This is a genomic window from Streptomyces sp. NPDC028928 (assembly GCF_055564915.1).
The window spans coordinates 602648-616549 of the sequence record NZ_JBVHVI010000002.1 but is presented as its reverse complement, the minus strand read 5'-3'; the positions used below and the strand labels follow the sequence as shown (position 1 = coordinate 616549).

At 70.5% G+C, this 13902-nt stretch carries 9 protein-coding genes and 1 pseudogene; 5 read left to right on the top strand and 5 right to left on the bottom strand.

The window, feature by feature from the left end; all coding sequences use genetic code 11:
- Positions 1 to 35: 35 nt before the first annotated feature.
- Positions 36 to 593, bottom strand: coding sequence for a DUF6415 family natural product biosynthesis protein (locus ACZ4U1_RS08610; RefSeq protein WP_467901268.1), 558 nt, complete (start codon positions 591 to 593; stop codon positions 36 to 38).
- Positions 594 to 746: 153 nt separating this feature from the next.
- Between ACZ4U1_RS08610 and ACZ4U1_RS08605 the strand changes: the two genes are divergently transcribed.
- The gene (locus tag ACZ4U1_RS08605; RefSeq protein WP_467901265.1) at positions 747 to 2048 is read left to right on the top strand and encodes an XRE family transcriptional regulator; all 1302 of its coding nucleotides are present in this window, start codon (positions 747 to 749) and stop codon (positions 2046 to 2048) included.
- Between the two features lie 3 nt (positions 2049 to 2051).
- Here ACZ4U1_RS08605 and cutA read toward each other — a convergent pair whose 3' ends face one another.
- Complete coding sequence (gene cutA / locus ACZ4U1_RS08600; RefSeq protein ID WP_467901262.1) at positions 2052 to 2372, bottom strand: divalent-cation tolerance protein CutA; 321 nt, start codon at positions 2370 to 2372, stop codon at positions 2052 to 2054.
- Between the two features lie 147 nt (positions 2373 to 2519).
- Positions 2520 to 5240, bottom strand: a complete 2721-nt coding sequence (gene ppdK / locus ACZ4U1_RS08595) for a pyruvate, phosphate dikinase (RefSeq protein WP_467901260.1) — start codon at positions 5238 to 5240, stop codon at positions 2520 to 2522.
- 445 nt (positions 5241 to 5685) lie between these two features.
- On the opposite strand from ppdK, the pseudogene ACZ4U1_RS08590 reads away from it, so the two are divergent.
- Positions 5686 to 6067, top strand: a pseudogene (locus ACZ4U1_RS08590) (zinc ribbon domain-containing protein); the annotation flags it as partial.
- Between the two features lie 34 nt (positions 6068 to 6101).
- On the opposite strand, the gene ACZ4U1_RS08585 reads toward ACZ4U1_RS08590, so the two are convergent.
- Positions 6102 to 7322, bottom strand: coding sequence for an ROK family transcriptional regulator (locus tag ACZ4U1_RS08585; protein ID WP_467901257.1), 1221 nt, complete (start codon positions 7320 to 7322; stop codon positions 6102 to 6104).
- A 120-nt stretch (positions 7323 to 7442) separates the two neighbouring features.
- On the opposite strand from ACZ4U1_RS08585, the gene ACZ4U1_RS08580 reads away from it, so the two are divergent.
- The 3 genes from ACZ4U1_RS08580 to ACZ4U1_RS08570 all read left to right on the top strand — a co-directional run bounded on the left by ACZ4U1_RS08580 (position 7443) and on the right by ACZ4U1_RS08570 (position 12710).
- Positions 7443 to 8978: an MGH1-like glycoside hydrolase domain-containing protein gene (locus ACZ4U1_RS08580; RefSeq protein WP_467901254.1), complete on the top strand. Its 1536-nt coding sequence runs from the start codon at positions 7443 to 7445 to the stop codon at positions 8976 to 8978.
- Positions 8975 to 10912 carry an amylo-alpha-1,6-glucosidase gene (locus tag ACZ4U1_RS08575; RefSeq protein ID WP_467901251.1) on the top strand — a complete coding sequence of 646 codons (1938 nt, stop codon included), beginning with the start codon at positions 8975 to 8977 and terminating at the stop codon, positions 10910 to 10912. The genes ACZ4U1_RS08580 and ACZ4U1_RS08575 overlap by 4 nt, the downstream gene beginning before the upstream one ends.
- A 73-nt stretch (positions 10913 to 10985) precedes the next feature.
- Positions 10986 to 12710, top strand: a complete 1725-nt coding sequence (locus ACZ4U1_RS08570) for an alkaline phosphatase family protein (RefSeq protein WP_467901248.1) — start codon at positions 10986 to 10988, stop codon at positions 12708 to 12710.
- Here ACZ4U1_RS08570 and dusB read toward each other — a convergent pair whose 3' ends face one another.
- On the bottom strand, positions 12711 to 13844 hold the full coding sequence (gene dusB / locus ACZ4U1_RS08565; RefSeq protein ID WP_467901244.1) for a tRNA dihydrouridine synthase DusB: 1134 nt from the start codon (positions 13842 to 13844) through the stop codon (positions 12711 to 12713).
- Positions 13845 to 13902: the final 58 nt, after the last annotated feature.

The following is a 13902-nucleotide window of genomic DNA, read 5'->3' as shown; positions in this document are numbered from 1 at the left end:
GCTCAGCGGGGCATTTCCGAGAAGGCCCGCCCCTGTCACCGGCCGGCCAGGTTCTCGTACTGGTCGCACAAGAGGCTCAGGACGCGTGCCAGACGCCGGGCATGACCGACCGCTCCGCCGTACCTACGACTGGGCCGGGACTCAAGCCTGCTGCGCGCCTCCCATACGCAGGACAGCGCGCCGTAGCCGGCAACGCTCTCCGCGCCGATCCGCTCAGCCACCTGCTCGACCTCGGGGATCAACAGCTCCAAGTGACCGCACAGCGTCCGCGTGAGGGAGTCCACCTCGGCATCCGAGGGAGGCAGCACGCCCGGGGCGGCGTCCGGCTCCAACAGAATCCTGACGGTTTCCCGCATCGTTGGAATGTCCACCGCATCGGCAATCGATCCAGCTCCCCGAGGTGTGAACCCGCCCTGGGGGTTGGTCAGCGTCGTGGGCACCTGCTCCATGCCGTCCATGACGCTTACGGTGCCGCGGTCCTCAGTGACGAGACCGTGGCGGTTCACCCGATACACCCTGATGGTCATCTTGACCCTGGGGCCTTCGGGAGCTGTAGCTTGCACCGTGTCGACGCTCCAGTCAGCATTGGCCATACCCCGCGACCGTTAGGACGGTCGTCGGGACCGAACGGGCAGAACTCTCCAGCGCCACGGGCCTCTCGGGCTCCCCCTCAGGGGTATCCCCACGGTGGGTAGGCTGAGCCCCACAGCAGTCCGGCAGGCTGTCATCCGCTAGCGGGGTGTCTCATGACCGGCTATGAACCGTCCACCGCCCTTCCTCGTACGCTTCTTGAGCGTGCGGACATGCAGGCGGCACTCGCCGCTCACGACTTCGGCACGGTCTTTTCGCTTGCACGCAGCGAGGCCCGCATCAGCTATTCGAAGATCGCAGCCGAGTGCGATATCAAGCCGGAACGCGTGGGCTCACTGGCACGGGGCCAGGGAAGCGTCACGATATTCGAGAAGATCACCCGAATCGCTGACGCGTTACGCATCCCCGGGCACATGCTGGGTCTGGCACCCCGCCTATGGGAGACGGCCGAGGATGCCAGACACGGAGATGGGGACGAGTTGCGGCGAAGGGACCTTCTCAGGGCGTCAGCAGGTGCGGGGCTGGCCGCGTCCCTGCCCGGCCTCGGCAGCCCACCGGTGGGTCGCCGGATCGGAAGCGGTTACCCCCAGCGGCTCCGCGAGCGCGCCGCCCGCCTGCGCCGTCTGGACGACATCCTTGGCGGCGGGGACACCTACAGGGTGTACACCGCCGAATTTCAGGCCACTAAGGCGTTGATCCGCGATTGCACCTACTCGGAGGAAACGGGACGCGGTCTGCTGTCCGTTCTTGCGGAGCAAGCCCAGCAAGCCGGATGGGCAGCCTTCGACGCGGGCAGACACAAGGACGCAGAAAATCTGTACACGGCAAGCCATCTCGCTGCGGTCGAGGCTGGTGACACAGCACTGGCCGGTAATGCCCTCGCGTTCCTCGCCTATCAAAAGCTCAAGGGGGATCAGAATGCGGGAGTCGAGTTCGCTGCGCGTGCCGTGGCGGAGGCCGGCCCGGACGCGCCGCCAAGTGTCCGTGCGCTGCTGAACGAACGGCTCGCGTGGGCGTATGCCGTCGCCGGGATGTCCACAGAAACCGCACAGGCGCTGGAAGTCGCGGAGGCCGCGCTCAACGAGACGGCTGACGCACCCCCGCCGGACTGGGCTGCGTGGGTCGACGAGAACGAGTTGCAGATCATGGCGGGACGGTGCTGGACCGAACTACGTCGACCGCTACGCGCGGTACCTGCGCTGGAGCACGCCCTCGGTCAGTACGACGACGCACATGCCCGCGACAAGAGCCTGTACCTGTCCTGGCTCGCTGTGTCGTATCTGCACGCCGACGAAGTCGAACAAGCAGCTCACGTCACGGGACGTGCGCTCGATCTGTCGGCCGACGTTGCATCGGTGCGACCGCGAGAGCGGTTGACGCCCGTCCTGCGCTTGCTCGATGAGCACCGTTCGTTGACGGATGTCGCGGCCGTCCTGGACAAGGCTCGGACAGCCTGAGCCCTACGGCTGAGCGTTGGTTGCGATCCAGTCGAGGCATGCCCTGGAACCAGCCACGATGGGTACGACGGCGATCTCCGGGTGCTGCCAGGGGTGGTTTTTCAGCAGGTGTGCCTCCAGCTCCGGATACCTGGCACTCGTCGTGTTCAGCAACAGCTTCCACTCCTCCCCCGTGCCGAACTCTCCGTCGTGCCAGAAGGCAGAAATCACCGGGCCGATAATCTGGGCCCCGGCTGCCAACCGCTCGCTCACCACCGACCGAGCCAGTTCAACTGCCTGTTCGCGAGTTTCGGTTGCCGTGGAAACCTGCACGAAGTCAGCCATGCTTGCGAGCCTATCCGCCGTCGTGGCGAGCAGCACAGAGGGGCGACACCCCCCGCACTGGGATGTCGCCCCTCCTCTTTCGTGCGCCGGGGCCGCCGCCGATCGGTGAGGGTCGGGGACCAACGGCGGCTCCGGGGTCGGGTGAGGTCAGCGGTGGTCGCTGCCCTCCGACTGGGTGGCCGCGCGGCCGGCCTCGAGGCGGGCGACCGGGATGCGGAACGGGGAGCAGGAGACGTAGTCCAGACCCACCTCGTGGAAGAAGTGGACCGACTCCGGGTCGCCGCCGTGCTCGCCGCAGACGCCGAGCTTCAGGTCGGGGCGGGTGCGGCGGCCGGCCTCCGCGGCCGCCTTGACCAGGGAGCCGACGCCGTCCTTGTCGATCGTCTCGAAGGGGGAGACGCCGAAGATGCCCTTCTCCAGGTACGCGGTGAAGAACGAGGCCTCGACGTCGTCGCGGCTGAAGCCCCACACCGTCTGGGTCAGGTCGTTCGTGCCGAAGGAGAAGAACTCCGCCGCCTCCGCGATCTGGCCCGCCGTCAGCGCCGCGCGCGGAAGCTCGATCATCGTGCCGATCGCCAGCTTCAGCTTCGTACCCGTCGCCGCCTCGACCTCCGCGATGACCTGGTCGGCCTCCTCGCGGACGATCTCCAGCTCCTGGACCGTGCCGACGAGCGGGATCATGATCTCGGCGCGCGGGTCACCCTTGGCCGACTTGCGCTCGGCCGCGGCCTCCGCGATGGCGCGGACCTGCATCGTGAACAGGCCGGGGATGACCAGGCCGAGGCGGACACCGCGCAGGCCCAGCATCGGGTTCTGCTCGTGCAGGCGGTGGACCGCCTGGAGCAGGCGCAGGTCGTTCTCGTGCGGCTCCTGGCGGGACTCGGCCAGGGCCACGCGGACCGAGAGTTCCGTGATGTCGGGGAGGAACTCGTGCAGCGGCGGGTCCAGGAGACGGATCGTCACCGGAAGGCCGTCCATCGCCTCGAAGAGCTCCACGAAGTCCTTCTTCTGCAGGGGCAGCAGCTCCCGCAGCGCGGCCTCGCGCTCCTCCTCCGTGTCGGCGAGGATCAGCTTCTCGACCATCTCCCGGCGCTCGCCGAGGAACATGTGCTCCGTGCGGCACAGGCCGATGCCCTGGGCGCCGAAGCGGCGGGCGCGCAGCGCGTCCTCGGCGTTGTCCGCGTTGGCACGCACGCGCAGGCGGCGCTTGCGGTCGGCGAAGGCCATCATGCGGTGGACCGCCTCGACCAGCTCGTCCGCGTCGTCCGCGCCCGGGTGCATCCGGCCTTCGAAGTACTCCACCACCGGGGAGGGGACCACCGGGACCTCGCCCAGGTAGACCTTGCCCGAAGAGCCGTCGATGGAGATCAGGTCGCCCTCCTCCACCACGTGTCCGCCGGGGACCGTCATACGGCGGCGCTTGGTGTCGACCTCCAGCTCCTCCGCACCGCAGACACAGGTCTTGCCCATGCCCCGGGCGACCACGGCGGCGTGGGAGGTCTTGCCGCCGCGGGAGGTGAGGATGCCCTCGGCCGCGATCATGCCGTCCAGGTCGTCCGGGTTCGTCTCCCGGCGGACCAGGATGACCTTCTCGCCCGAGCGGGACCACTTGACCGCGGTGTACGAGTCGAAGACCGCCTTGCCGACCGCCGCGCCCGGCGAGGCCGCGATGCCCCGGGCGACCTGCTCGACCTTCGCGTGCTCGTCGAAGCGGGGGAACATCAGCTGGGCGAGCTGGGCGCCGGTGACGCGCTGCAGCGCCTCCGTCTCGTCGATCAGGCCCTGGTCGACCAGCTGGGTGGCGATGCGGAAGGCCGCGCCGGCGGTGCGCTTGCCGACCCGGGTCTGGAGCATCCACAGCTGACCGCGCTCGATCGTGAACTCGATGTCGCAGAGGTCTTTGTAGTGGTTCTCCAGCGTCTCCATGATCTGCATGAGCTGGTCGTACGACTTCTTGTCGATCTGCTCCAGCTCCGCCAGCGGGACGGTGTTGCGGATGCCCGCGACGACGTCCTCGCCCTGCGCGTTCTGCAGGTAGTCGCCGTAGACGCCCTGGTGGCCCGAGGCGGGGTCGCGGGTGAACGCGACGCCGGTGCCGGAGTCCGGGCCCAGGTTGCCGAAGACCATCGAGCAGACGTTGACGGCCGTGCCCAGGTCGTGCGGGATGCGCTCCTGGCGGCGGTACAGCTTGGCGCGGTCGCCGTTCCAGGAGTCGAAGACCGCCTTGATGGCGAGGTCCATCTGCTCGCGCGGGTCCTGCGGGAAGTCCCGGCCGGCCTCCTTCTTGACGATCTTCTTGAAGGTGGTGACCAGTTTCTTCAGGTCGGCGGCCTCCAGGTCGGTGTCGACCGTGACCTTCTTGGCGGCCTTGGCCTTGTCGAGGGCCTCCTCGAAGAGGTCGCCGTCGACGCCGAGGACGGTCTTGCCGAACATCTGGATGAGGCGGCGGTAGGAGTCCCAGGCGAACCGCTCGTCACCGGCCTGCGCGGCCAGGCCCTGCACGGACTTGTCCGAGAGGCCGATGTTCAGGACGGTGTCCATCATGCCGGGCATGGAGAACTTGGCGCCGGAGCGGACGGAGACCAGAAGCGGGTTGTCGGCCTGGCCGAGCTTCTTGCCCATCTTCGCTTCGAGGGCGTCGAGGTGCGCACTCACCTCGTCACGCAGTGCCGCGGGCTCCTCACCGCTCTCCAGGTAGACCTTGCAGGCCTCCGTGGTGATCGTGAAGCCGGGAGGGACCGGCAGACCCAGGTTGGTCATCTCGGCGAGATTGGCACCCTTGCCGCCGAGCAGGTCCTTGAGGTCCTTGTTGCCCTCGGTGAAGTCGTAAACGAACTTCGCTACGTGGGGTTCTTTGTTTTCCGACACGGGTCTCGACTCCTTGAGGCCACGGTGGCTGCCCTGACGGCCAGGAACATACCCAGATCGAAGGTTCCTGGGTACGTCCACTTGCCCGTCATGCGCCTGTAACCACCCGTCCGCCAGCGGATCGAAAGTCAAGGCTTGGCAAGCGAAGCCAGCCGTATGTTTTCACTTCTTGAAGGCAACCGCGCCCACAGGTGCGGTTTTCCGCTCAGATGAGCGGCTCCCGGCACGCCTGATTTCGGTCGATGAACGATCAAGGGGTGGCACCGAGTGCCACCCCTTGAGGAAGTGCAGCCGCGCTTGATCCGCTCATCTGAGCGCAACCCTTATCAAGGGTGGCGAGAATCACGCTGCCACAGACCGCCCTGTTTCACCATGCGGACCGGCCTCCAGACCCGGCCCGGCAACCAGAGCGTTTGCCCGTCAAGCGGCGGGCCGGGATGCCAGGCACTGGTACTGCTCGTTCGTCGTGTCTGCCGAGGTTCAGCCGCTGCCGGAGACCGGCCGCGTGCTCGGTGTCGACTGGGGTGTCAAGGAGACCGCGACCACCACCTCCGACAAGGCCGCTCTGATCGAGATGGGCCGCGAACACGGGCGGGACATCCGCCTGGTACACCCCGCGCACACCACCGATGGACTGCGCGCACTGCGATGCGAGAGCCAAGCATCGCCTGCCGCTGGGTGAGCGCACCTACACCTGCACCGCGTGCGGAACCGAGTCCCCACGGGACAAGAACTCCGCACACGTGATGCTCGCCCGGGCTGGTCTCGACCCGGCTGGTGCCGAGGGCGTAAGACCTCCTGGAGCGCTGCTCCAGGAGGCGGCCTGAGCCAGGAATCCCCTCCGTTCAGGGAGGGGAGGATTCAAACGCCCATCTCCGACAGCCGCTCCTCCACCCGCTCCGGCGCGTACAGGTGCTCCACCACCTGCGCCCCGGCGCCGACCAGCCCGGCCCGGTCGCCGAGCCGGGAGGTGACGACGTCCAGGTGGGCCGTGGAGCGGGGCAGCGCCCGCTGGTAGAGCAGCTCGCGCACCCCGGTCAGGAAGGGCGTTCCGGCCAGGTCGCCCGCGATCATCAGCACGCCCGGGTTGAGCAGGGTCACCACCGTCGCCAGCACGTCCCCGACCCGGCGCCCGGCCTCCCGGGCCAGCGCGGCGGCCTCCGGGTGACCGGCGGCCAGCAGGTCCCGCACGTCCGAGCCGGAGGCGGCCGGCACCCCGGACGCGGCCAGCCGCCGGGCCACGGCACCGCCGCTCGCGACCGCCGCGAGACAGCCGTACGACCCGCACCGGCACAGCGCGTCGGCGCCGACCCGGATGTGCCCGATGTCGCCGGCGCCGCCGTCGACGCCCCGGTAGATCGAGCCGTCCACGACCACCCCGGCGCCGATGCCCGTGGACACCTTCACCAGCACGAAGGCCGTGCAGTCGGGGTGTCCGGTGCGCTGTTCGCCGTAGGCCATGAGGTTGGCGTCGTTGTCGACCAGGACCGGGACCGAGGGGGCGCCGGTGTGCTCGGTGAAGGCGCGGGAGAGCCGGCCCGTTATGTCGTAGCCGTCCCAGCCCGGCATCATCGGCGGCTGGACCACGCGGCCGGTCTCGCTGTCCACCGGGCCCGGCACGGCGAGCCCGATCCCGCAGACCTCCTCGGCCGGGTGCCCGGCCTTGGTGAGCAACTCCGCGAACCAGCGGCCGAGTTCACCGAGTACGGCTTCGGGGCCGTCCTCGACCACCAGCGTGCCCCCGTGTTCGGCGAGGATCTCCCCGGTCAGGGAGAGGACGGCCGCACGGGCGTGCCGGGTGTCCAGGTCGGCGGCGAGGACCACCGCGTGGGAGTCGTCGAACTCCAGGGTGATGGAGGGGCGTCCGCCGAGCGGCGAGTCGACCGGGCCGCCGGCGCCCTCGCGCAGCCAGCCGGCGCGGAACAGCCGGTCCAGGCGCTGGCCGACGGTGGCCCGGGAGAGCCCGGTCGCCTGCTGGAGCGCGCCACGCGTCACGGCCCGTCCACTGCGCACCAGTTCGAGCAGATCGCCGGCGCCGGCCTGGTTCCCGCCCTTGCCGGTCCTTCCCGGACGTCCCGTCATGCGCACCCCCTTGTGTTCCTCAAGCCTGCATTACATAGTGAGTTTTGCGTGTTAAATAGACGTAACCCTACGGTGGCCGCAGCCAAACCCGCTCGGCCGGACGTCTTCGGGGAGCCCCGAGTGGATCGCACTGCCCAGCTCACTGCCCGTCCCGCGAAGCGGGAGATCGCATACGATCCACCGGCAGCCACGACGTCCCTGCACGTCAGAGCGGCCGAGGTGCTGGAGGCCAACTGGACCGGCGGCTCGACCGTGCCGTCCCGGAACCTGTATCCGCACCAGTGGTCCTGGGACTCGGCGTTCATCGCCATCGGGCTGCGGCACATCTCGCCGCTGCGGGCCCAGACGGAGCTGGAGACGCTGCTCGCGGCCCAGTGGGCCGACGGCCGGGTCCCGCACATCGTGTTCAACCCCTCCGTCCCGCTCGACGCGTACTTCCCGAGCCCCGACTTCTGGCGCTCCTCCACCGCCGGGCGCACCGCGGGCGCCCCGCGCACCGTACAGACCTCCGGCATCGTGCAGCCACCGGTGCACGCGCTGGCCGCCTGGCTGGTGCACCGCGCCGACCCGGAACTGTCCCGCGCGCGCGGCTTCCTGGCCCGGCTGTACCCGCGGCTGGCCGCCTGGCACCGGTATCTGCTGCACCGGCGGGACCTCGGCGGCGGCGGACTCGCCTCCGTGGTCCACCCCTGGGAGCAGGGCATGGACAACAGCCCCTGCTGGGACGCCCCGCTGGCCCGGATCACCCCGGCCCCGGCCCGCTCCTTCCGCCGCGCGGACCTCGACCACGGCGCGGCCGAGGACCGGCCGACGGACCTGGACTACGGGCGGTACGTGCGGCTGGCCGCCGACTACCGGGACGGCGGATATGCCGACGGGGGCGGGGAGTTCGCCGTGGAGGATCCGGCGTTCAACGCCCTCCTCATCGCCTCCGAACACGCCCTCGCCCGGATCGCCGGGGAACTGGGCGCGGCCGGCTCCGCCCGGCACGCGCGCGCCGAACGGCTGACGGCGGCGCTGGTGGAGCGGCTGTGGGACGCGGAGGCCGGGATGTTCCTGTGCCGGGACCTGCGGAGCGGCGACGCCCTGGCGGCCGAGCGCGGCGCCCCCGGCCCCGGCCCCGAGGCCAAGCACCGCACCTCCGACCCCGGCCTGGTCCCCGAGCGCAGCGTGTCCGGTCTGGTTCCGCTCCTGCTGCCCGGGCTCCCCCGGGACATCGCCGCCGCGCTCGTCCGTACCGTGAGCGGGCCGCACTTCGCGCTCGGCGACCGTACCCGGCTGGTGCCCAGCTACGACCTCCTCGGCGATGCCTTCGACCCGCACCGCTACTGGCGCGGACCGGCCTGGTTCAACACCAGCTGGCTGCTGGAGCGCGGGCTGCGCACGCACGGCGAGCGGGAGCGGGCCGACGCCCTGCGGGAGGCGGTGCTGGACCTCGCCGACGCCACCGGCTTCGCCGAGTACGTCGACCCGTTCACCGGCGAGGCCTGCGGCACCACCGGCTTCAGCTGGACGGCGGCTCTCGCGCTCGACCTGCACCACCAGCGGTCCGCACCGCCGAAGCGTCAAAAGCTGGACAAGAGCCCACAAAGAGACGTACCCCCCACGGGCAGCGCACCGTTCGACAGGAGTGACAGAGGAGGGGACCGGGGATGACGGACCGGCATCATCTGCTTGTGCACGGCGCCACCTTCGCCGCCGTGGGCGACCGTGGCGACATCAGCGGGGTGCGGGGCGGCGGCTCCCCGGACGGGTTGTTCGTCCGGGACGCCCGGCACCTCAGCCGCTGGCAGCTCACCGTCGACGGCGCGGTGCCCGAGGTGCTCACCCCGGTCACGGACGGGGACGCGGCCCGCTGCGTGCTCGTCCCGCGCGGCGGCCGGCAGGAGCCCCCGGCGCACACCCTCTTCCGGGAACAGGCCGTCGGCGACAGCTCGTTCGTGGAGTCCGTGAAGGTGACCAGCAACCGGCCGGTGCCCACCACCGTCCGGCTCGCGCTGACCGTCGACGCCGACTTCACCGACCAGTTCGAACTCCGCTCCGACCACCGCACCTACACCAAGGCCGGCGCCGTACGCGCCCGTGAAGTCCTCGACGACGGCATCGAGTTCCGCTACCGGCGGGCGGAGTGGCGCTCCTGTACGACGATCACCGCCGACCCGGCCCCCGACGCCGTGGAGGAGACCGGCACCGGCGCCCGCCGCCTGGTGTGGACCCTCGACCTCGACCCGCACGGCACCACCGAGCTGCTGCTGCGGGTGATCGCCCGCCCGCACGGCGAGAAGCGCGCTCTGCGCGTGCCCCGCGACCCCGCCGCCGTACACGAACAACTCCTCGCCGCAGAAGCCGAGTTCATGGAGGGCGTGGCCTTCCCGACCGGCTGGCCGGAGCTGGCGGCGGCCTGCGCGCGGGGTCTCGCCGACCTCGCTGCGCTCCAGGTCCCGGCCACCGGACCGGACGGCGAGGAGCTGCGCGTGCCGGCGGCCGGCGCGCCCTGGTTCCTCACCCTGCTCGGCCGCGACGCGCTCCTCACCTCCCTGTTCACCCTGCCGTACCGCCCCCAGCCGGCCGCCGCCACCCTCCTCGCCCTGGCCGCCACCCAGGCCACCGGCACCGGCGGCTCCCCGGTCGCCCAGCCCGGCAAGATCGTGCACGAGGTACGGCACGGCGAGCTGGCCCACTTCGGGCAGGTGCCGTTCGGCCGCTACTACGGCTCGGTCGACGCCACCCCGCTCTTTTTGATCCTGCTCGGCGCCTACGTCGAGCAGACCGGCGACACCGGACTGGCCCGCCGTCTGGAGCCGCACGCCCGGGCCGCCATCGGCTGGATGCTCGACCACGGCGGCCTGACCTCGCGCGGCTATCTCGTCTACCGCGCCGACGAGGGCGGCCTCGCCAACCAGAACTGGAAGGACTCCCCCGGCGCGATCTGCTGCGCCGACGGCACCCGGCCCACCGGCGCGGTGATGGCGGCGGGCGCCCAGGGCTACGCGTACGACGCGCTGCGCCGCACGGCGGGCGTGGCGCGGACGGTGTGGGCCGACGAGACGTACGCCGCGTTACTGGAACAGGCGGCGGCCGACCTCCGGGACCGTTTCCAGCGGGACTTCTGGATGCGCAAGCAGTCCTTCCCGGCGCTGGCGCTGGACGACCGCGGCCGGCAGATCGACGCGCTGGCCTCCGACGCCGGGCATCTGCTGTGGTCGGGGCTGCTGGACAAGGAGTACGGCGAGGTGGTGGGCCGACGGCTGCTGGAGCCGGACTTCTTCTCCGGGTGGGGCGTACGCACGGTCGCCGCCGGACAGCCGGCCTACCACCCGCTCTCCTACCACCGCGGCTCGGTCTGGCCGCACGACAACGCCCTGATCACGCTGGGGCTCGCACGGTACGGGCTGCACGACGAGGCCCGGACGGTCGCCCACGCGCTGGTCGACGCGGCGACGCGGGGCGGGCACCGGCTGCCGGAGGTGCTGGCGGGGTACGGGCGTGCTCCGCACGAGGGGCCGGTGCCGTACCCGCATGCGTGCGGGCGGGAGGCTCGGTCCGCGGCGGCGCCGCTCGCTCTGCTGACGGCGGTCGGAGGCGCCTGAGGTGTCACGGGGTTGACCAGCTGTTTGCCCACCCGTGGTGAACGGTGCTTCCGCGGGCACCGTACGGGTGGGTATGAGTGCGCTCCAGTCAGCCGAGGAGACTGTCCCCGACGAGGTCACCGCGCCCCCGCCCAGGCAGCCTTGGCGGGAGCGGTACCCCACCGCCGCTCAGGTCCTGTCCGTCACCGTCACCGTCCTCGCCGCCGCCCTCGTCGTCGCCGCGCTGGTGATGCCGAACACGGTGGTCCGGCTGGGGCCCGCGAAGTTCTTCCGCATACCCGCCGAAGCGGTCATCGGGGCCGCCGTGCTGCTCGCGCTGCCGCGCCGGCCCCGGGTGGTGGTGGCGGCGGTGTCCGGGGTGCTGCTCGGGGTCATGACCGTGCTGAACGCGCTGGACATGGGGTTCAACCAGTACCTCGGCCGCAGTTTCAACGTCGTACTGGACTGGAGCCTGTTCGGCGACGCGGAGTCGTACCTGGAGGACTCCCTCGGACGTACGGCGACGATCGCCACGGTGGCCGGGGCAGTCACCCTGATCCTCCTGATCCTGCTGCTCCTGGCCCTGTCCATGGTCCGGCTGAGCAACCTCCTCGCCCGGCACCCCGGGACCGCGACCCGGGGCACGCTGGTCGCCGGGGTGGTCTGGATCACCTGTTCCTCCCTCGGCCTGCAGATAGCCGGCGTGCCGATCGCCTCCGACCGCACCGCGACCGCGCTGAAGATCCAGGCCCGCCGGGTCTCGGACACGCTGAAGGACGAGGCGGAGTTCCGGAAGGTGGCCCGGGTCGACGCGTTCGGGAACACGCCGGGCAGCCAGCTGGTCCCCGATCTGCGCGGCAAGGACGTGATCTTCACCTTCATCGAGAGCTACGGCCGGAGCGCGATCGAGGACCCGGTCATGGCGCCCGGCGTCGACCGGACGCTCGACGTCCGCACCAAGGCCCTGGCCAAGGCCGGCTTCCACGCCAAGAGCGGCTGGCTGACCTCGGCGACCTACGGCGGCAGCAGCTGGCTCGGCCACTCCACCACCATGTCGGGCCTGTGGATCAGCAACCAGCAGCGCTACCGCACCGTCATGGCCAGCGACCACCTCAGCCTGACGGAGGCGTTCGAGAAGACCGGCGCGTTCGACACGGTCGGGGTCATGCCGGGCGTGCAGAAGGGGTGGCCGGAGCAGAAGTGGTACGGCCTGGACAAGGTCTACAACGCCTTCCAGCTCGGCTACCGGGGGCCCAAGTTCAGCTGGTCGACCATGCCCGACCAGTACGCGCTCCAGGAGTACCAGGAACGGGTGCACAGCAAGCCGCCGGCCGCGGGCAGGTCGCGGATGTCGCTGCTCATCCTGACCTCCAGCCACCAGCCCTGGGCACCCATCCCGAAGATGGTCGACTGGGACGAACTGGGCAACGGCTCCGTCTTCAAGGGCATCGAGGCCGCGGGCAACAAGGCGGAGGACGTCATCGCCGACACCACCAAGTCCCGGGAGGAGTACGGCAAGTCGATCCAGTACTCGGTGACCGCGCTGACCGAGTGGCTGGAGCGCTACGGCACCGAGGACACCGTCCTCGTCTTCCTCGGCGACCACCAGCCCATCGCCCGCGTCAGCGGCAACCACGCCAGCCGTGACGTACCGGTGTCGATCGTCGCCAAGGACCCCAGGATGCTCGACAAGATCACCGACTGGAACTGGACGGACGGCCTCCGCCCCGCCCACGACGCACCGGTCTGGAAGATGAGCTCCTTCCGGGACCGCTTCCTGCGGGCGTACGGCTCGACACCGCATCCGAAGACGGGCTGATCAGCCACCCGACGTGTCGAGTTCGGCGTCCTCCGTGACGCCCGCGCAGTCGTACGGGTCCTTCAGCCAGCCGTCCGGCAGCACCACCCGGTTGTTGCCGGACGTACGCCCGCGAGGGCCCTCCGCGCCGGCCGGCCACGGCTGGTCCAGGTCCAGCTCGTCCAGACCGGCCCGCAGCTCCTCCAGGGACGACGTGATCGCGAGCCGCTTGCGCATCTCGGAGCCGACCGCGAAGCCCTTCAGGTACCAGGCGACGTGCTTGCGGAAGTCGACCACGCCCTTGGACTCGTCACCGCTCCACTCACCGAGCAGCGTGGCGTGCCGGACCATGATGCCGGCGACCTCGCGCAGGGTCGGCCGTACGTAGTCCTGGGCGCGCCCCTCGAACCCGGCAACCAGGTCCGCGAACAGCCAGGGCCGGCCCAGGCAGCCACGGCCGACCACGACCCCGTCGCAGCCGGTCTCCCGCACCATCCGCAGCGCGTCCTCGGCCGACCAGATGTCGCCGTTGCCGAGCACGGGGATCTCCGGCACGTGCTCCTTCAGCCGGGCGATGGCGTCCCAGTCGGCGGTGCCGCCGTAGTGCTGGGCGGCCGTACGGCCGTGCAGGGCGATGGCCGTCACCCCCTCCTCCACGGCGATGCGGCCGGCGTCGAGGTAGGTGATGTGGTCGTCGTCGATGCCCTTGCGCATCTTCATCGTGACGGGGAGGTCACCGGCCCCGGAGACCGCCTCGCGCAGGATGGCCCGCAGCAGGTTCCGCTTGTACGGCAGCGCCGAGCCGCCGCCCTTGCGCGTGACCTTCGGCACCGGGCAGCCGAAGTTCAGGTCGATGTGGTCGGCCAGGTCCTCCTCCGCGATCATGCGGACGGCCTTGCCGACGGTGGCGGGGTCGACGCCGTACAGCTGGATCGAGCGCGGCTGCTCGCTCGCGTCGAACTTGATCAGCTGCATGGTCTTCTCGTTGCGTTCGACCAGCGCCCGGGTGGTGATCATCTCGCTGACGAACAGCCCCTTGCCGCCGCTGAACTCCCTGCACAGGGTGCGGAAGGGGGCGTTGGTGATCCCCGCCATGGGTGCGAGCACGACGGGCGGCGTCACGGCGTGCGGGCCGATGGAGAGCGGGTGGGTCATCGTCAGGGCTCCGGTACTGCTGTACGGCACGAGGGACTGGGCAAGCCCCCATTGTCCC

What these genes read in the sequence shown, in the direction of transcription:
- ACZ4U1_RS08610 (WP_467901268.1), bottom strand. Translation starts at nt 593, where the DNA reads ATGGCCAATGCTGACTGGAGCGTCGACACGGTGCAAGCTACAGCTCCC.
- ACZ4U1_RS08605 (WP_467901265.1), top strand. Translation starts at nt 747, where the DNA reads ATGACCGGCTATGAACCGTCCACCGCCCTTCCTCGTACGCTTCTTGAG.
- cutA (WP_467901262.1), bottom strand. Translation starts at nt 2,372, where the DNA reads ATGGCTGACTTCGTGCAGGTTTCCACGGCAACCGAAACTCGCGAACAG.
- ACZ4U1_RS08585 (WP_467901257.1), bottom strand. Translation starts at nt 7,322, where the DNA reads ATGACGGGACGTCCGGGAAGGACCGGCAAGGGCGGGAACCAGGCCGGC.
- ACZ4U1_RS08575 (WP_467901251.1), top strand. Translation starts at nt 8,975, where the DNA reads ATGACGGACCGGCATCATCTGCTTGTGCACGGCGCCACCTTCGCCGCC.
- ACZ4U1_RS08570 (WP_467901248.1), top strand. Translation starts at nt 10,986, where the DNA reads ATGAGTGCGCTCCAGTCAGCCGAGGAGACTGTCCCCGACGAGGTCACC.
- dusB (WP_467901244.1), bottom strand. Translation starts at nt 13,844, where the DNA reads ATGACCCACCCGCTCTCCATCGGCCCGCACGCCGTGACGCCGCCCGTC.